General features: G+C 58.2%; 15 protein-coding genes and 1 pseudogene. 13 read left to right on the top strand and 3 right to left on the bottom strand.

From position 1 onward, the window contains the following. The first annotated feature begins 130 nt into the window (after nt 1-130). Nucleotides 131-634 carry a hypothetical protein gene (locus QMA10_RS13210; protein ID WP_290169026.1) on the top strand — a complete coding sequence of 168 codons (504 nt, stop codon included), beginning with the start codon at nt 131-133 and terminating at the stop codon, nt 632-634. A gap of 148 nt (nt 635-782) precedes the next feature. Here QMA10_RS13210 and QMA10_RS13205 read toward each other — a convergent pair whose 3' ends face one another. Together QMA10_RS13205 and QMA10_RS13200 are read right to left on the bottom strand one after the other, a co-directional pair. Next, the gene (locus QMA10_RS13205; RefSeq protein WP_290169024.1) at nt 783-1,412 is read right to left on the bottom strand and encodes a hypothetical protein; all 630 of its coding nucleotides are present in this window, start codon (nt 1,410-1,412) and stop codon (nt 783-785) included. 17 nt (nt 1,413-1,429) lie between these two features. Further along, nucleotides 1,430-2,092 carry a CPBP family intramembrane glutamic endopeptidase gene (locus tag QMA10_RS13200; protein WP_290169022.1) on the bottom strand — a complete coding sequence of 221 codons (663 nt, stop codon included), beginning with the start codon at nt 2,090-2,092 and terminating at the stop codon, nt 1,430-1,432. Nucleotides 2,093-2,140: 48 nt separating this feature from the next. Between QMA10_RS13200 and QMA10_RS13195 the strand changes: the two genes are divergently transcribed. Beyond that, nucleotides 2,141-2,719, top strand: coding sequence for a TetR/AcrR family transcriptional regulator (locus tag QMA10_RS13195; RefSeq protein ID WP_290169020.1), 579 nt, complete (start codon nt 2,141-2,143; stop codon nt 2,717-2,719). Between the two features lie 1,265 nt (nt 2,720-3,984). Here QMA10_RS13195 and QMA10_RS13190 read toward each other — a convergent pair. Then, nucleotides 3,985-4,506 carry a hypothetical protein gene (locus QMA10_RS13190; RefSeq protein ID WP_290169018.1) on the bottom strand — a complete coding sequence of 174 codons (522 nt, stop codon included), beginning with the start codon at nt 4,504-4,506 and terminating at the stop codon, nt 3,985-3,987. Nucleotides 4,507-4,604: 98 nt separating this feature from the next. Here QMA10_RS13190 and QMA10_RS13185 point away from each other — a divergent pair, with 98 nt between their 5' ends. The 11 genes and pseudogenes from QMA10_RS13185 to QMA10_RS13140 all read left to right on the top strand — a co-directional run bounded on the left by QMA10_RS13185 (nt 4,605) and on the right by QMA10_RS13140 (nt 17,260). After that, nucleotides 4,605-5,252 (top strand): TetR/AcrR family transcriptional regulator, encoded by a 648-nt coding sequence (locus QMA10_RS13185; protein ID WP_290169016.1) that lies wholly within the window; start codon nt 4,605-4,607, stop codon nt 5,250-5,252. Between the two features lie 415 nt (nt 5,253-5,667). Beyond that, nucleotides 5,668-7,257, top strand: coding sequence for an FAD-binding oxidoreductase (locus QMA10_RS13180; RefSeq protein WP_290169013.1), 1,590 nt, complete (start codon nt 5,668-5,670; stop codon nt 7,255-7,257). Between the two features lie 67 nt (nt 7,258-7,324). Next, nucleotides 7,325-8,147: pseudogene (locus tag QMA10_RS13175) on the top strand (DDE-type integrase/transposase/recombinase); the annotation flags it as partial. A 235-nt stretch (nt 8,148-8,382) separates the two neighbouring features. Further along, on the top strand, nt 8,383-8,700 hold the full coding sequence (locus QMA10_RS13170) for an uberolysin/carnocyclin family circular bacteriocin (RefSeq protein WP_290169012.1): 318 nt from the start codon (nt 8,383-8,385) through the stop codon (nt 8,698-8,700). Nucleotides 8,701-8,836: 136 nt separating this feature from the next. Continuing rightward, on the top strand, nt 8,837-10,588 hold the full coding sequence (locus QMA10_RS13165) for a hypothetical protein (RefSeq protein WP_290169011.1): 1,752 nt from the start codon (nt 8,837-8,839) through the stop codon (nt 10,586-10,588). Next, nucleotides 10,585-11,166, top strand: coding sequence for a stage II sporulation protein M (locus tag QMA10_RS17705; protein WP_356835005.1), 582 nt, complete (start codon nt 10,585-10,587; stop codon nt 11,164-11,166). Before QMA10_RS13165 ends, QMA10_RS17705 begins: the two co-directional genes overlap by 4 nt. 597 nt (nt 11,167-11,763) lie before the next feature. Beyond that, entirely contained in the window at nt 11,764-12,402 is a 639-nt protein-coding gene (locus QMA10_RS13160; RefSeq protein ID WP_290169009.1) for an ATP-binding cassette domain-containing protein, read from the top strand. 279 nt (nt 12,403-12,681) lie between these two features. Beyond that, nucleotides 12,682-13,659 (top strand): hypothetical protein, encoded by a 978-nt coding sequence (locus tag QMA10_RS13155; protein WP_290169007.1) that lies wholly within the window; start codon nt 12,682-12,684, stop codon nt 13,657-13,659. Next, a complete protein-coding gene (locus tag QMA10_RS13150) occupies nt 13,660-15,261 on the top strand; it encodes a hypothetical protein (RefSeq protein WP_290169005.1) in 1,602 nt (533 codons plus the stop codon). It begins immediately after the preceding gene. Beyond that, entirely contained in the window at nt 15,258-15,935 is a 678-nt protein-coding gene (locus QMA10_RS13145; RefSeq protein ID WP_290169004.1) for an ABC transporter ATP-binding protein, read from the top strand. The genes QMA10_RS13150 and QMA10_RS13145 overlap by 4 nt, the downstream gene beginning before the upstream one ends. Continuing rightward, the gene (locus QMA10_RS13140) at nt 15,932-17,260 is read left to right on the top strand and encodes an ABC transporter permease (RefSeq protein WP_290169001.1); all 1,329 of its coding nucleotides are present in this window, start codon (nt 15,932-15,934) and stop codon (nt 17,258-17,260) included. The genes QMA10_RS13145 and QMA10_RS13140 overlap by 4 nt, the downstream gene beginning before the upstream one ends. The last annotated feature ends 352 nt before the right edge of the window (nt 17,261-17,612 follow it).

The following is a 17,612-nucleotide window of genomic DNA, read 5'->3' as shown; positions in this document are numbered from 1 at the left end:
GAGGATCGTGGACCCAGTTGATGCCGCTGCGGCCAGGGCTTCAGGAACAGACAGCTCCGGGTCGGAGCCTTCCTCCAGGCTCTTCCGGGCCTCAGTTATTCTGCTGGTGCTCGCCCCACTATGTAGTGTCTTGGGCTGGACCGGGTTTTTGTTCGTTGTCGGTCAGCACGCCGTCCCCGGGTGGGCCATCGGCGGTGTTCTGTTCGTGGTCTCTATGGTGTTGCTGAAGGTGGATGCGTTCAGGCAGCGATCCATCACCTTTACCGATCGAACCCGGCGCAGTCCGCGGCCCTGGTTCGTGACTCTGCTGGCCGTTGTCTCGGTTGCATTCAGTGGCCTGAGTGCTCTGGATGATCTTTCCGGCGCCAAGTACTACGTCCTGCCACCGGCCAACAGCGATGGTTGTCGCGTAGCTGTGCGCGAGTTTTCGTTCCTGTTTGCCGGCAGGGGTACCGTTTACGTCGTCGGCGCAGCCGGCGTCGGCCGGGAAGTCAGTTCCTGGACAGCTGATGACGGGTACGAGCCGTTTAGCAGCGGAAATTATGAGCTTAAGTGGTACGACGACGGCGGTTCGCTCATCCTTCACAGCAACGGTGATCCAGTCTGGCCGGCTTTGCACGAGATCAACTGCTGACCGGCGTCTCTGTACCGCGGGCTGCAGGGTCCAACTGCAGTTTCGCGTCAGCCGCGACGAGTGGAGTACGAGCAGGTTGGAGCGCTGAAGGATCCCCATCCCCGTGTTATTGGTGCCCAGCAGCCGACCTATGGAGCCTTTCACTGGTTCACTGCATTGGGTGCTCTGGGCTACGCGCGATGAGCTGGTGAAACTTTGCAGTACGTCCCTCGTGAGATACGCCAGTCTGCAAAACAGGAGCCTCAGTTATGTGCGCGTATAACTCGATCACGGTCCCCTGAATGAACCAGACAGCAGACCGGTTGCCGCGTTGATCAGTGCGCTCATCAGGTGAGGGGTCGAACGCATCAGCAATGCCTGCCCGGATCGCGTCATAGCCGGCATTGACGTCGTCAGGAGAGGAATCCGGCTCACCTGCATAGGCGAAAAGGTTCAGATGGAAGAGCTCACCGTTCAGCGCGGACCAGGAAGCGTTCACTGCAGCACCTGGCATGACGAACTGTCCTCGAGTAAGACCTAGAGAGATCTCTTCGTCCGGCTCCAGTGGTGGACCCAAAGCGCAGCCCAGGCGGGCGAAGTAGCTAGCGAAATGCTCTGATCCTGAGGGCCACTGCTCACTCACAATCCGCTCCATCAACTGGATGATCACAGCAGGAGGCGGGTCGAGGGATTCACCGGACGGACACGGACTCATTGCTGAACAGTACGCCGCGACACTCATCAAAACGATCCTCCCGGAAATCAGTCCCGCAAATGGATCCTCCACCGAACGGCTCATGTAGTGCGTAGAGGTTATTAGTTTGGGTTCGGAGTGGTTCGTTCACTAGACGGGAAGTTTTGACTCGCATCCGTGTCGTCACTGCTGTTGTTCCATTGGCCGGTGAGTGAGCTTCGTAGGAGTGCAGGTTCGATGATCAGGTTGATTGTCGTGTGGGCGATGATCGCGGGCAGGATTAGGCGGTCACTGGCGAGGTAGACGCATCCCAGGGCTGCGCCCAGGATCGCTGTGGATAGGGCCACGGGCATGATAATCGACAGGTCGCGGGAGAAAGCACTCCAGAGGGAGTGGGCAAGCCCGAATGCGAGGGCTGTCGCTAATATCTGTAGCCACCAAGTGACTCCGGCAGTATCAAGCCAGTCCATGAGGAACTTCCGGAAGACCAGTTCCTCGAGTAATCCGGTCACGACGGCCAGCGGTATGGCGAGAACTTTCAGCATGCTGGGTTCGAACGCTGTCCGACGCACGAACGGCACCGCCCAAAAGGTGTAGGCGACATATCCCGTTGCAACGAGGAAAGCCATCACCCAGCCGAGTGGGATATCAGCAAGTTGGTCTGTGACCCCAATGAGCTCTCCCCAGAATCGCGCCGGCTCACGGACATGCCACGTAATCAGGGGTATCAGCATGCCTCCGATGGTTCCGAGCATGATCAGTGCTGTTGTTCGCCCCTGCCGCATACCTGCTCCTTTCGCAGTACAGTTGTACTATAACCACAAGGAGGGCTGATGCCGAAGATCGTCGATCATGAGTCCCGTCGCCGCGAGATCGTAGACACGGTCCTTCGCCGCATCGAAGCTCACGGGTTCGCGAGTGTGAGTGTGCGGAATATAGCTGCTGATTTGAAGGTGAGCCCCTCGGCGGTCCGGCATTACTTTCCCTCAAGTGAGCAGATGCTCGCGTCCACGTTGCAGATGGTGCGTGAGGCTCAGGCCGCGAGGCTGGCTGCCGGCGTGTCCCCGATGAAGGACTGGGATGTGCGCGAGGCATGGCTGCAGGCATTACCACTCGATGCTGTGCGCAGGCGCGAAGCTGTGGTGTGGCTTTCGACGATGATGGAGGCACATTCTCCCGTTGTGAGGGCTGTTCTGGCAGAAGCAAATGCGGACCTCGATCGCCTATGCCGTGTGACTGTCGAGGAGCTCGGCTGTCGAGAATCCATCGCCATCGAAAGCCGGGCTCTTCGAGCTTTCACTGACGGTCTGACGCTCAACGCAGTCGCGGACCCTCAGGCATTTGATTCTGACGTCCTTACCCTCGCCCTTGATACATACCTTGCACGCATCAAGTTGAACTTTGCTACCTGACTCCCGGGATTTAGCCCGGGATCCCACATGCGACCTCCCGCAGGAGGACCGGCTTACGGACAGCTGTACATCGACAACACCGCGCGATGCTGACTATAGGATGACCAGAAAAGCTGCTCGAGACCTTCAAGTAGTTACCACTAGTCGGTGCTGTTCTCATCAGGGATGGCAGACTCACACAGGGAAGCCAGCGATTAGATGAGTGACTCTCCGAAAAACCGGAATCAGAGCGAGGTACGGGAAGCCCGATCATGGGTTTGGATACAGATCGTCGTCATGCTTGTAGGCGCGGTCATGCTTACCGGTAGATATTTTGAGGTGATCCCTCATCACTCAAGCCACTTTGCCCTAGTGATGGGTGCGGCGTTGGTTAGTGCTCTCGTGGCAATTGGTCTCTGCATTGAGCTCTTCTTGCGAATGATCTTCCAAAGCCTAACGATCTCCCGTCGTCGCGGCTTCGCCGTTGCGATCGCCGGCGCTATCGCAATCGTTCTGTGGGTCGTTGGTCTTCTGCTCAGGTAGGACCCGTAAGCGAAAACATCCCCGTCATCTTTCCGCAAAACACACGGAGACTAAGAGCAGGCGGCAAGGACCGGTTCAGCAGAGACGGCTTCAGCGCCCGATGGAGGATCGCGCCACGGACGCAGGGCGTCAGGTGGCCTTTGATCCGCTACAGGCTACGGGACGCACTTATAGCGAAGGAGGGCTGGGGATACGGCAACCGATGGCTAGACTGTCGCCATGAAGATTGGGAAACCTGCGAAATGCCGATATGGAAGAGTATCGCTTAGCAGGTCCCGCTACGTCGCTGGCCTGCTGACTCTTCTTGCCTTGGCTGGATGTTCGCCGAAGAGCGCCCCAATGCCGCCGGACGGACATGTCTTTCTAACTGTCGTAGTTCTGGAAAATGGCGGGTCTTCTGTCGTGCCGGACTGTCAGGTACAGCTAGAACCCTTATTTGGTGAGCCAGCCACAGTAACGGCGTCATCTGGAACTTCGGACCAAAACGGCCGTGTTGAGTTTGTGCAACCGCATGGGTTGTACGAAATATCCACACAGTGCCCTGGAGCGAGTCCGAGTGGCCCTGACCTAGCTGATCTGGAAGGCCCAGGGATCACGTATGCGGACTATCAGGTCATCGCAGGCATTCCCCATCAATGACAATGCCCTGCCAACTTCTAGGGGTCGGCTTGAACTTTGACCGCTCAAACATGAGGGAGCAACGCAGGGCACCCGCTGAAGGATCGCCCTGTGGAACGGGCGCCTTAGTGGCTTTCTGGCAATAGGAACGCGAGCCGCTGCTCGGGAGTCCAGACGTACGTGTCATCGCAGCAGTAACCTCTCAACCACGCCTGCCCGTCCACGACACGGAGGTAGAACCCCTTGGGATACTCCACATCCTCGCTCACGGGCACAGATGCAATGTGAATAGCTCCGGTCGGGCTGCGACCTGCCGATAGGACTGAATCCGGCGCGTTCACTTGGTCCGTCAGCGCCAGACGGAGGTAAGGTCCGACAGCCAAGGGACAGAGTTCAAGTCCCTGGTTCCTTGCAGCCGCGAAGACTTGGAACAGGACAGCCCCTTCCTCAAGGCCAAGCTGCTCTACGGTCCGCTCCACAATCCGCAGCGTTCGACCCGCGGGATCTTCGAACGCGGGGTGAGCGAGCAGCGTCTCTGCGTAAGCGTTGAGGTGAACGCCGGCATCGCGCAGGGTCCTTTCAAGCTGCGTTCGCGTCTGCCCACCTACCTGGACTATGAAACCCTCAACCTTTGCTGTGCTCATCATGAGGTCATTCTCCGTCATTTGCCGTTCGACAAGACCAGATCGATTCATGCCGTAGGCCCGGGCTCGCAAGCCGATCCGCCGAAGCTATGATGGAGAGCATGCCGCGAGATGACGACCAGACGCTGAGGGATGGTCGGAGGGTGCGCGGCGAAGCCACGAAAATACGGGTATTAACCGCTGCTTCAGATCTGTTCGCGCAGCGCGGCTTCTCTGGTACGAGCATCAATGACATCGCCGCCGTGGCGCAGGTCAAGCCGGCGTCTATTTACCATGCCTTTGGAAGCAAGGAAGGTCTGCTCGCCGCCGTTGCCGAGGCGGCAGGGGAAGAGTTCTTCGGACTGCTCAGGACCATCGGCGTAACCGGCGACATCCACACAGCGATTCGGACCGTGGCCGAAACGTTCGAAACGCATCCCCGTTTCCTGCGGCTGCTCATCATGCTGGTGCTTGAACGGCAAAGTGACAGCCCAGCACTCATGGCTGCAGCGCAGCAAGTGCGCGCGCGGGGGCGGGCGATGGTGCAGCAATGGCTGCTCGACCTCGCGGGCCCCGACATCAGTCCTGAGCATCAGGCACGGATCGACGATCTCGCGCTGGCGCTTCTGGTCTTCTGGGACGGAGCATTCGTCGCACGGCAGCTCGAGCTGAACGCGACAGCTTTCTTCGACCTCTTCGACAAGCTTGCCGACTTCGTTTCGGAACGGATCGCCGAGATTCGCCGCGAGGTGTCAGCCGCCGCCCGCTGACCTGACGGCGCCCCTGACCTGGGTCGAGGGCGTGGAACGGCTAAGCACTGCTCTTTCAGCATGGTCACCGGAATGCCGGTCCGCTCCTGCGACCCGGCCAGCCCATGGCATCGCGGCTCGAATGGGAACACCAGCGAACAAGCTCGACCGCCGGCCGTGGAAAGCACTCGGCTGGGGCAGCCGAGCGCTTTCGTGGTCTCCTGCGGCAGCAACACAGTTGCGGCAACCACCCCAAAAAACACCGAGCATGTGCCCGTCCCGTCCAGCGATGTTCGACAGGCCGTGTCGCCCCCGATGCCGCATCCCGAATCTTCGACGGCGCTTTGACAAGAAAGTTTAGTACTCAATAAACTATCTGCACGGCTGGAGCACGGCACGCCTTGCAGCCGGAAAACACAAGCAAGAAGAAGGTTTCATGACTGCCATCACAAACCCCACCCCCGAGCAGGCCGAAGCGCTTGCCGCGCTCCGGACGGCGCTCGGCACCGATGCCGTGATTACTGACGGTGCCCTCTTCGCCGAGTTGGTCGATCCGTACGAGCCCGAGAGCTGGGGTGGACAACGCAGCCTCTGCATCGTCCAGCCCACCTCCACCGAAGACGTGCAAGCAGTGATGCGGATTGCCAACCAGCACGATATTCCGGTCTGGGTCGGCTCCCAGGGCCGCAACAACGGATACGGCGGCTCGGGCACCATCGTCCCCGGCTCGATCCTCATCAACCTGCGCCGGATGGACAAGGTCCTCGAGATCAACGAGGACTTCGGATATGTCGTTGTCGAGCCCGGCGTCTCCTTCAACCAGCTCTACGCCGAGGTCCAGGCGCAGGGCAAGAAGGTCCTGATCGACACCCCCGACCTCGGCTGGGGATCCCTCATCGGCAACGCCGCAGACCACGGCTACGGCTACACCAAGAACGGCGACCGCGCCCGCTCCATCTGTGGTCTCGAGGTTGTCCTGCCGACCGGCGAGGTCATCCGCACCGGCATGTGGGCGCTGCCCGGCAGCGAGACCGCCCACCTCTACCCCAAGGGCTACGGTCCCGACGCCGAACAGATCTTCCTGCAGTCCAACTACGGCATCATCACCAAGGCGGGCTTCTGGGTCATGCCCACGCCGGAGACCTACTTCTCCGGCACCATCCGCGTCGAGGAGGACGAGCAGCTCGACGCCATGGTCGACGCGCTTCGACCGCTCATGCTCGACGGCACCATCCCCAACATTCCTTCCTGCTTCATGGGCTCCAGCGCCATGTCCTACATCGGGCAGCGCAAGGACTTCTGGGACGGCGAAGGCCCCATCCCGGAAGAGGTGCTCACTGGCGTTCGCGAGCAGGCCGACATCGGGTATTGGATGTGCCGTTTCGCCCTCTACGGCCGTGAGACCCAGGTCGATGAGTCTCTGGCAGCCGTCAAGGCGGCCATGGCTGACCTTCCAGGCGTCAGCGTGATGGGGGAGAAGCTGCCTGGCGACAAGATCGACGAGCTCGAGCTCGACCAGGGGGCGTCCGTCCAGGGCGGGAAGCCTGACATGTCCATGCTCTCGATGATCAACTTCGCCGGCGACAACGGTGGTCACGTCGGGTTCTCCTCCGTCGTTCCGACCACTGGAAAGGACGTGCGCGCAGTCATCAACCTGGTCCGCAAGGCGGCTGCCGAGGCCGGTGTCGACTACTCATCGACGCTGATGTTCGGCCCGCGGTACGCAGTGCACGTGTTCCTCGCCTTCCTCGACCGCGACAACGATGAGCACACCCGCCACGTTTACCAGGTCTGCCGCGACACCGTTCAGGTCGCTGCCGAAGCTGGCTATGGCGAGTACCGGGCCCACACCTCAACGATGGACGTCGTTGCGGCGGCTTACTCCTGGAACGACGGCGCCCTCGGCGCGTTCAACGAGAAGCTCAAGGATGCTCTCGACCCCAACAGCATCCTCATGCCCGGCCGTTCTGGCATCTGGGGCGCGAAGTACCGCGACCAGCAGCCCTCCACCCCCTGGAAACAGTAAGCAGGAGGAGCTCTCCAATGCCGAAGGCCCGAGCATCTGCTCGGGCCTTCAGCCTTGTCCGCGGGGGATCGCTGAACGCAAGGAGACGGGCTTCGGTCCGGCAACGACAGAGTCAGCCGAAATGCGCGAATTGAAGAAGCGCAAGCGCTTGTTGGTGCAGGAGAACGAGATTCTGCGTCGAGCTGCGGCCTATCCGGCCAGTGACATCAACCAAATATGACCCACGCGCTAGTCACAGATCCGGCGTTTGGCTATCGGTTCATTGCCGATGAACCCCCTGATAAAGGCATCACTGCCGGTCCACGGTATCTGGTCGGTGTTCTCCAAAAACGCGGCCAGAGCCTCAAGCCCGTACCACCGGGCCACGACGATCTGGTGGAGTAGGGATTCACCGCCGCGGCGCCGAACGAGCTCTGGCTCACCCGATACCATCAAGCGCCCCACCGTCGAGGGCAAGTTGTACCTCTGCTTGGTCAAGGACGTCTATTCCGGCAGAATCACGAGCTACTCGATGGATTCGTGAATGATGTCCTCAATGGCGGTCGCAGCATTAGAGAACGCCGTGCGGGCCCGCTGCCCAGTAGGAACAGTGGTGCACTCAGACTGCGATTCCCAGGCGGGATTCAACCACTTCCACCGTTTCGTTGAATCGCTGACCGGCTCTATGGGCCGAATGGGCGCGTGTGCGGACAACGCCGCGATGGAATCGTTCTTCTCGCTGCTACAGAAGAACATCCCGGAACGTCAGCGGTGGGGCACCAGCAGCATCTGCGGCTCGCCATCACGACCCGGATCGAAAAACTTACCACCGACGGCGACGGCAACGACGGCTGGGGAGACTCACGCCTATCGAAAACGAGACAACCAACCAAATCGCGATCGCGGGGGCCTCAAACCCCGAGTCAGCAAAATTCAGGGCAGTCCCCTCTTGTAGAACGCAATATCTTCGCATACGGTTCAATCGTTGTCGTCGATGATTTATTACGGCCGCTGAGGGCAGAGGAAAACTAGTCGAATCGACCGTGACGTGTTGATCGCGAATTCCGTGCAGCCCAATATTTGCCCTTTTATGCAAACGCTCGACCCGAAGGTCCGTCATCACTCGAATCCAAAAAGGAAGACAATATGGTTAAGGAACAAAGCTTCACCCGGCTTTTTGGCGCTGCTGCCCTATCCGCAGCCCTGATCGCCGCGACGTTCTTTGTCATGCAAATTCTGCCAATGGCAGACATGGCGAAAGAATTCGGTATTCCGGCAGCCGTCGCCGGTACAGTCCTTACCGTCGTAGAAGCGGGAGGATGGGTCACCACCATTGTAAGCATACTGACCGCTGTTGGTACTGGCGGCCTGTCTCTTCTTGCTGCCGCAGGCAAGGAGAGCATTCGCATTTACCTTCAGAAGCAGATTAAGAAGAAGGGTCGCAAAGCAGTAATTGCTTGGTGACATGACTCTCCTTTCCAACCGTAGCTTCCCGTCGCCTCAATCACCTCGATTGGGGCGACGGGAAGCTTCAATAAACTCTCACCTTGTTAACCTTCTGTGGTTGCGTCGGTGGCGCCAAGAACATCGTATTTTGATCGTGCTTTCTACTGTTTTTCCGAGACAACTTAACGTATTGGTTGTTCGGTGGGCGCAAGCACAATTCTCGGTCGAGACCTCCAAGCGGGTAGTTCTGTTAGCGCTGTCGCTTCAAATCGTGACCGGCGCCGCTCTCTCTCTTGTTCTTATGCGCCTGACGCCAGTGGGCGAGCCCCTGGTTGTTGTGCTGGCAGGACTTGCCACCCTCGCCCTTCCGCTATTGCTCGGTGCTTCTTCATGGAGACATGTAGGAGTTTTTCCGTTCCAGGCCTATCTAATTCAGGCTCCGATACAGCGTGCCGAAGTGGCTCGACTGATGATGCTGTCGGAACTGCGCTTTGTAGCGACTTGCCGATCGTCCGTCTGGTGGGCGGCGGTCCTATTTTTCGGTCAAACCTTAGTTGCCTTCAGCCCCCAACATTCTCCCTTTTCAATCGTGTGGACCGCTCTCGCCGCAATATTCGTTGCCGCGGTTGCAGTCCCGAGTTTCCTCACGGGCGCGAGGGTTGGAGTTCTGTACGCCAAGCAGCGATTACAAGGCAGAGTAGGTACTGTGGCCTTCGTGCGCTATGCAACACTGGCCGCAGTTTTCGTGCTCATAGGATATTGCGTTATCAACGTCGTTGTTGTCACCACTTTGTCCACCGCTCGGTTGGTTTTCGCCACTATGCAGGATCTTCAAAGCGATGAGCGCTGGAAAGAATTCGGCGTGATCTTCCTTGAACAAGCGATTCCTGAGCAGTTTAAGACGGGAGACGGGCTAAGTTTTCTTGTACTGGAGGGAAAATGGATCACTCCCATACTGATTTCTGGTTCTATATTTGCGGCTGCTTCCATTTTTTATGTCTGGCGAAAACCGCTTCAGATTCTGGATCTCGCAACGACTGCCCAGCCAGGTTCCTCGGTTCCTGATTTTCTTGATGCGTTGATTCGTTTCATTGAGGCGACTCATATGAATCGTTCTCATTTCGAGAAGCGGTATGTTCGGTCGCTTACTCGTCATTCTTGGGCCATCCGGCCAGGCTTTTTGGGACTGGTATTTCCAACTCTCGAATCCTGGTGCTACTTCGGAGGAGGAGTTGCACTACTTTTCAGCGGAATAGAGGAGTCAACCGCGTGCTTCTTATTGGCAGTGTTGGCGACATTCATGGTGCATAACCAGGCGACGGAGACAAGGGAAGCTCTCATGCCCGTGCTCGGGCCAGCCCTTGATCGAGCTCAGGTCTCGCTGCACCTACAAGCCCCGACGGCAAGGATGCTGCACGGACTAACGGTCGCGCGGGTACGCGTCCACCGGCGGTTCCTCGTTCCCTCCACTTGTTGTTCAGTCACAGCGCTTGTTCTCGTAGCGGTCTTGACTGGCCATTATTGGGCGGGGCTAACAGCCCTAGTTGCGGCCCTGTCCGCACTGACAAACGCGACGTGGGTCCAGTGGTACATGTCTGCTCTGCTTATGATCGATGGCGCGTCCGATCGGAGGCATGAGCAGGGCGAAGGGTCATGGACAGCAGAAGCACAATCGACCATGCAGGGATGGGTACGCTATGTCATCGTCGTGTTGCCTGGCATTTTGCTACTCGTGGTCCTCATCGCAGGAGCGCTCTTACCCCCTGCAGTCGACCTTTTCGGTGTAGCTCTAACTGTGCTTGCGGCATTGACGGCGGCCGCTGTCCTTCCTCATCTGGCAAATTCCCTATCAGCCAGGGCCTGGCGTACGGCGCTTTCTCCTAAGGCACCCTGGCGGAAAACATGAAGGTCAAACACGACGCGAGCGGCGTCAAACCTACGAGCCTGTCGTGGTTCTTTACAGGTTCCTGGATGCTCTCAGTGGCTCCCACCGTTTTCTTGGCCAGCATTCTTGCCGGCACAGTCGCAGGAGGGCTTTGGTGGCCTGCACCATACGAGCCAGCGGACCTTGCATCAGCTTCAGGGTCCGCGGACACCTTAGCTATCGCAGGGAACAACTTGACACTAGCCTTGTCTCTATTTGTCCTATCTGCAGCGACAGCGGGGCTCGGGGCAATAGTGGCCCTGTTCATCAACGGTCTGATCGTAGGCCAATTAGCGGTCCTACTGATTGATAACAGCCTGGGCAGCATGTTGCTCGTCGGTCTCCTACCGCACGTCTTCATCGAAGCATTGGGATTATGTCTTGTCAGCTCAGCCGGCCTTCTGGGACCACTGATTGCTGTGCGTCTTATTACTCAATCAGTGGGACCGAGCGCTACGAAAGCAATCCTCATCAGATCCGTCGCTCTCACCACGGTCGGCTTCACCCTCATTATCGTGGCAGCAGTAGTTGAAGGTCACATAAGCACCGTTACCTGGTGACATGAATATTTACAATACGTCGATCACTTATAGGAGAAAAAATGATTGAGGCATACAAAGTGGATAAGGATGTCAACGCGAACGTCCTTTATACTGAGCGCCCCTTGCCAAGGGTAGTTCTGTCCGTCAAAATTCTCAGCTGGGGACTTTTGGTCCTTGTGCTAGCAACAGTCATGTTGATTATGACCCTACTCCTTGTACCAGAGGAAGAGAGTCAAAACCTTATACTTACCGCACTGCTCTCAACGCTCTTTGGAGTCCCCCTGTTTCTCCTGGTAACACTGGGCATGAGCGCTCTTTGCGCTGTTCTCATATCGACAATGGATAAGGTATTTAGTTTCGGGCGCGTTTACTGGATTACCTGTTTGGCATTCTCCATATCCGCCCTAAACACTTCACTAAGTTTCTACCTATTATCAGATCTTTATATTAGTCGAACGTTGATGACAATCATCTCGCTTGGTGTTAGCATCGGGCTGATACTGGGTTATGGATCTGCTCTAAGCAAACTAGCGGGCGTTGCACGAAAGCCCCGCTTGGTCGTTGTGAGTTTATGCCTAATCTATACTGTTCTATCCTCCACCGCGGGTTTGTTCCTTGGCTGAACTCGTTGTCGCTGACGTTCATTTTTCCTACCCTGAATCGTCGACTGAGATCCTGAGCGGTGGAACGGTCCACCTATCTGCCGGGAGACCCTGGCTTCTTACCGGCCCGAACGGAGTGGGCAAGTCGACGTGGCTGAAAACTGTCGCGGGCCTGTTGCCTTTATCCAGAGGCACAATCACCCATGATGGTATTCGACTTCAGCGAGGTCAGATACTGTACGCCGACCCCATACCGTCACTGTTCGATGAACTTTCAGCATTGGAACACATGGAGCTCATCGCAGAAATGTGGATGATGAACGCTGAGGAATCCGAAAAATACATTTCAGATGTCACAGACACTCTGGAAATTCTTCAGATGGTGGACATCTATTGTCGAGTGGAGAACTACTCGTCCGGCATGCGAGAGAAACTTGCGCTCTGCCTCATCCTCCTGCGGGACGCGTCTGTTGTACTTCTTGATGAACCTCTTACCGCCACTGACGCGTCCAGCCGCGATATACTGCTGAAGTTGATCAGTGACAGAGCAGTTCAGAATATAGTCGTCGTCGTTAGTCACATATCAGAAGTAGCCTTGTCCTTTAATGCACAAAGATTGCACCTTACGGATGGAGTTGTCCATGAAGCTTGATCTTGCAGTTATTGTATTTGCCTCAGTACTGATCGTCGTCAGCCTCGTCGTAGGACTCGATATAATCCTGGGAAAGGTATTACTTGCAGTAGGGCTCGGTTTTATTGTCCTTCCCCTGTGGCGTGTCGTGCGTAGATCATTGACGGCCCCTCGGTAGAATCAAGCCCGTGTTTATCTGCTTGTCGCCGACAGTCGAGGTGGATAAGTTGCTGAGACGCAGAACGTGCTTTCGCGATAACACTCCTTTCCATTTTTAGTACATTCAAAGAAGAGGGCCCTGTGTATTTCTCCACTAATAGGAACGCTCTTATACCAGCGCTGGCGGCTCTCATCATTATTTGTAGTTCCTGCGCTGCGGAGCCTGAATCAAGTCCTAGTGATGAAACTCCTCTGACAGAGTTCTTGTCCTCGGCCTTTGGAGCTGATCTAAGTCCCGAGGAGCAGGGGAAGAAGTTCGCTGAAGATGAGCGTCAGCGAGAGGATTTGGTGGCGCAGTGCATGTCGGAAAAAGGTTTCGAATATATTCCGAATTTACAAGATGCCTCTGTGGCCGTTGGATCCGCTGACTTGGAGTGGGACCCTGAGTCGCGTGAGTGGGTGGCCCAGTACGGATACGGAATAATCAACTACCCCGGGAGGGATATGCCCACCGGCGAGGAAGGCGAGTATGTCGACGCGAACGCTAACTACGTTGCAAGCTTGTCTGCCTCTGAGCAGCAAGCTTTCAATGAAGCTCTCAACGGGCCGGCCATAGATCCGGAGGAGATGCCGGTGGACGCGGATGCCATGGAGTGGGACTGGACGACGGCGGGCTGCTACGGCTGGGCAGAGAACGAACGCGGCACCACGGACCCGCTGGCCTCTGACGAACACAAACCGCTCATGGACGCGATAAACGAGTTGCATGAAAACACGATGAGCTCCCCCGAACTCGCTGAGGTCGATGCAGCCTGGTCCTCCTGCATGATGGATGCAGGACAACCAGGATTCTCGACGCAGATGGATGCCCAGAACAGCATCGTCGAAGAATCCGACGCACTCTATGAAGAAACGGGTGAGACCGAACCGGATGAGGCCGCGATGAAGGAACTCGGCGATAAGGAAACCGAGCTCGCCTTGGTTGATCTGGATTGCCGGGAAAAGACTGGTTACCAGGAGAAGTTGCTCGACGTGCAGTACGAACAGGAGCAGCAGTTCGTCGATGATCACAAGGCCGAACTTGAGGCGTTTAGGGCTGATCTCGAGCAGGGAAGCTAAGTGGCATGGTTCCAACGCAACCGCTCGCCGCGCCAGGATGACGACACGACAGGCCTAGACCTTGTCCTTAGTGACGTAAGCCGGGAGGAGAGCGCTTCGGTGTCGGCGTCGTGGTTGTCCGGGGTTGCTATTGTTTTCCACCGTAACAAAATCTTCTGGATTGTTGCGGCTGCCGCGGGTGTGAGCCTGGTTGCTGGCCTGCTGCTTGGCCAGTTTCTTGTATCACCGGCCGACGCAGCCGCCGATGCCGAACCGCCGGCTCCTGGCTTGGTGACCGTCCCGGTCGAGTATGGGCAGCTCAGTAATGACGTCACCATCCGCGGGGAGGTCGCCTACGCCGACCCTGTTGAGGTACGTGTCGAAACCTCCTCGATTTCCGGCCCGGCGGTCGTCACCGGTCAGGTGCCAAAAGAAGGTACCGAACTCGAAGCCCTGTCGATCGCCCTCGAGGTTGCCGGACGGCCCGTCATCGTCCTGCCCGGCGAGCTACCCGCGTACCGCACCCTTCAGGTCGGTTTATCCGGTCCGGACGTCATCCAGTTCAAGACAGCTGCCAGGACAATTGGCATCGATGCAGGGGACCCGGCAGATCCCCTTTTTGGTTTGGATGCGGCAAACGCGGTCGCGACCCTTTACTCCAACGCAGGTTACGCTGTCCCTGAACCTGAGGAAGGCAGCGCGGAAGCCGTACGCGCTGCACAAGAATCAGTTCGCGCCGCAGCGCAGAGCCTGCTCACAGCGCAAAACGACCTTGCGATGACTCCGGTAGGTGCGACACCTGTCGAAGTTCGGGAAGCCGACAACGCAGTAGCAAGCGCACGCCGTGAACTCGCCGCAGCACAAAACTCCGCGCCCCAGGACTCCCTGCAGATTGGCAATCTTGTCGATGCGCTCGAGTTGGCTGAGTTGCGCCGCCAACAGGTTGGATCTGATCGCACCGACGCACAGCAGAGGGCTGCCGTGGAGGCAGCAACAATCCAACTAACCCAGATGCAGGAGGAACTGGCTCGGGTCGAGCAGGCAGCCCTCCCCGCTTTGCCCGCAGGTGAAGTGTTGTATCTGAGCGAACTGCCTCGCCGTGTCGATGCCGTCACCGCGCAACGCGGATCCATCCTCGAGGGCCCGGCAATGACCGTCTCCGGTGCAACTCTAGGTTTGTCTGGCTCCGCAGCCGAGGCCGATGCCCGGCTGCTTAAAGTTGACGACAAAGCGACCTTCGACCTATCCGACGGCACTGCGCATCAAGCGACCATTACTGCGCTGGTGCCAGGCGACGGCGAGTCGCAGCGGTGGACCATCGATCTGCAACCGGACCCGCTGACCCCTGAACAGATCAAGGAAATTCACGGATCGAATGTGCGGGTGTCAATCGCTGTCGGAGCCACTGATGGCGAGGTTCTCTCGGTCCCGTACGCGGCTCTAAGCGCTGGCCCCGGTGGTGAGACTCGGGTCGAAGTCGCTGAAGGGGACCCCCGTGATGGTGAAAAAACGAACACCAGGCTCGTCGTCGTCCGCAGCGGCCTGGCGACACCTGGCGCAGTGGAAGTTACCCCCGTTGATGGTGAACTCGTCGAAGGCGACCTTGTCGTGGTCGGTAAATGAGCACTCCTCTGGTCGAGCTGCGCGATGTCACCCGTTCGTTTCCCGGCCCGCCCGAGGTACAGGCTCTGAAAGGCATCAACCTCACCGTAAACAGTGGCGACTACGTCTCGATCGTCGGCCCCAGCGGTTCCGGTAAGTCCACCATGCTTAACATCCTGGGATTACTGGACCGGCCGAGCGTAGGTGAATACCGGCTCTCCGGTCATCTCACCGGCACCCTAGACGAGGACACACGCGCGGCGGTACGAGCTCAACGCATCGGGTTTGTATTCCAGGCCTTTCACCTCATGCCACGACGCTCGGTCTTGGATAACGTCATGATGCCCATGCTCTATAGCGGAACACCCCGCATCGAGCGCGAGGAGCGGGCTCATGAAGCTCTTCGACGGGTGGGTCTGAGCCACCGCATCGGCTTCCTTCCAGGCACCCTTTCCGGCGGTGAACGCCAGCGCGTAGCCGTGGCACGCGCCGTCGTCACCCGGCCCAGCTTGCTTCTCGCCGACGAACCCACCGGGAACCTCGACGGAGCAACGACTACCGATGTCATGGAACTGTTTGAGGAACTCGTCACCGACGGCCTCGCATTGATCATCATCACCCACGATCTGGCGGTCGCGCAGCGCGCACCCTACCGTGTCGGTATCGCCGACGGAAGAGTGAGCACCCCCGCATGACACATCGTTTGGACCCTGACGGCCGTCCTGCCACAGTCGAGGCTGCAACCCGGGACCTTCCAGCCTGCGATAGCCCATCGACCCCGGACCTGATCCAGCCCGTACCAGCCGCCGACCGCTTCAACTTCATCGACTTGCTTATTGAGGCCACCTCCGACCTCGGCACACGACCAGGCAGGTTACTGATGACTCTTGCAGGAACGATCCTCGGCATTGGGGCCCTCGTGGCGACCGTTGGTTTCGCTCAGACAACAGCAGAGCAACTGGCCAAACGGTTCGATGCCTTCGCTGCGACTCAAATCATCGCCTCCCCCGCCCAGGCTCAAAACGCTGACGGCAATAGCGTCGCAACCAGCACGCTGCCTTGGGATTCCGTGCAACGTATAGAACGCCTCGCCGGCATTGATCAGGCAGCACTGATCACGGAAGTGGAACTCCGTGAAGGCACGGTGACCGCGGTACCCGTCAACGACCCCTCCGCCCCCACCAGCGCCCCGCCTCGGGTTTTCGCCACATCCGCCGGGATCATCGACACGCTCGAGGGCACCATCCGACACGGCCGGATCTTTGACGAGGGCCACGACCTACGCCATGACCGGGTGGCCATGCTCGGCGAGCGACTCGCAGAACGCCTCGGCATCACTCGAATTGACTCTCAACCGTCAATTTTTATCGATGGTCTCCCCTACGCCGTCGTCGGCGTCTTCAGCGATGTACAACAACGCACCGAGCTCCTCGACAGCGTCGTCATTTCCACCGGTGCAGCCCAAACCGACTTCGGCCTCACCAGCTCAGGAGAGCTCCAAGCCCGCATCGTTATCGGTGCCGGCCCACAAATTGCTGAGCAAGCCGCTCTCGCGCTTGCCCCTGACGCACCGAACAGCGTGGACATTACAGCGCCGAAGGGCCGATCCGAACTCGCAGAAAACGTCCAGGCCGACGTCAACCTCATCTTCGTCGCTCTCTCCGTCGTCGTACTCCTCGCAGGCGGCGTCGGAATCGCAAACGTAACCATGCTCTCGGTTATGGAACGCACCGGAGAAATAGGACTACGGCGGGCCATCGGCGCTACCCGCCAGCAAATCGCCGCGCAGTTCATTACGGAATCAGTCATCATCGGGCTGCTTGGCGGACTTATCGGTGCTACCGCCGGGGTGTTTACTGTCATCGCCATATCGTTATCCCAACAATGGACACCGGTCATCAATCCCCTCATCGCCATTGGCGGTGCACTCCTCGGAGCACTCGTAGGACTTACTGCCGGCAGCTTCCCCGCCCGTAAGGCAACAGGCATTGAACCCGTCGCCGCGCTCCGAGGAACGTGACACACCACCATTGTGCTCCCCCCTGATACCGGTAGAAACATTGGTCCCACCGTACCCAGCGCTTGCAAGGCCGTCTGTTCGCAGCGCCCGGATAATCCCCTAGCGCGACACTTTGGCCCGGTCTTCCAGCTCGTATATGGGAGTTGCAGCGGTAAGTGGCCACGGTTTTCTTAGGTTAATGCCCGATGAGGAGTCTTCCTGGGGCCACGTCGACGAATTCGGGTGTCACCGAGTCGTGACATCATGCTGAACATGACGCCTCCGGAAAAGCGGTTTATGTGGTTCCTATGCGGCGGAGTTGCTGCCCTGTTCCTCGTTATTCTCTTTCTTATCACGAGCGGTGCTTTGGGCT

It is taken from the genome of Arthrobacter sp. APC 3897 (assembly GCF_030407495.1).
In the GTDB taxonomy this organism is placed as follows: Bacteria; Actinomycetota; Actinomycetes; order Actinomycetales; family Micrococcaceae; genus Arthrobacter_B.
The sequence above is the reverse complement of the archived record's forward strand: the minus strand, read 5'-3'. Positions and strand labels throughout refer to the sequence as shown.

Coding starts and splice junctions, on each gene's coding strand:
- QMA10_RS13205 (WP_290169024.1), bottom strand. CDS start 1,412: ATGAGCCGTTCGGTGGAGGATCCATTTGCGGGACTGATTTCCGGGAGG.
- QMA10_RS13200 (WP_290169022.1), bottom strand. CDS start 2,092: ATGCGGCAGGGGCGAACAACAGCACTGATCATGCTCGGAACCATCGGA.
- QMA10_RS13195 (WP_290169020.1), top strand. CDS start 2,141: ATGCCGAAGATCGTCGATCATGAGTCCCGTCGCCGCGAGATCGTAGAC.
- QMA10_RS13190 (WP_290169018.1), bottom strand. CDS start 4,506: ATGATGAGCACAGCAAAGGTTGAGGGTTTCATAGTCCAGGTAGGTGGG.
- QMA10_RS13185 (WP_290169016.1), top strand. CDS start 4,605: ATGCCGCGAGATGACGACCAGACGCTGAGGGATGGTCGGAGGGTGCGC.
- QMA10_RS13180 (WP_290169013.1), top strand. CDS start 5,668: ATGACTGCCATCACAAACCCCACCCCCGAGCAGGCCGAAGCGCTTGCC.
- QMA10_RS13170 (WP_290169012.1), top strand. CDS start 8,383: ATGGTTAAGGAACAAAGCTTCACCCGGCTTTTTGGCGCTGCTGCCCTA.
- QMA10_RS17705 (WP_356835005.1), top strand. CDS start 10,585: ATGAAGGTCAAACACGACGCGAGCGGCGTCAAACCTACGAGCCTGTCG.
- QMA10_RS13145 (WP_290169004.1), top strand. CDS start 15,258: ATGAGCACTCCTCTGGTCGAGCTGCGCGATGTCACCCGTTCGTTTCCC.
- QMA10_RS13140 (WP_290169001.1), top strand. CDS start 15,932: ATGACACATCGTTTGGACCCTGACGGCCGTCCTGCCACAGTCGAGGCT.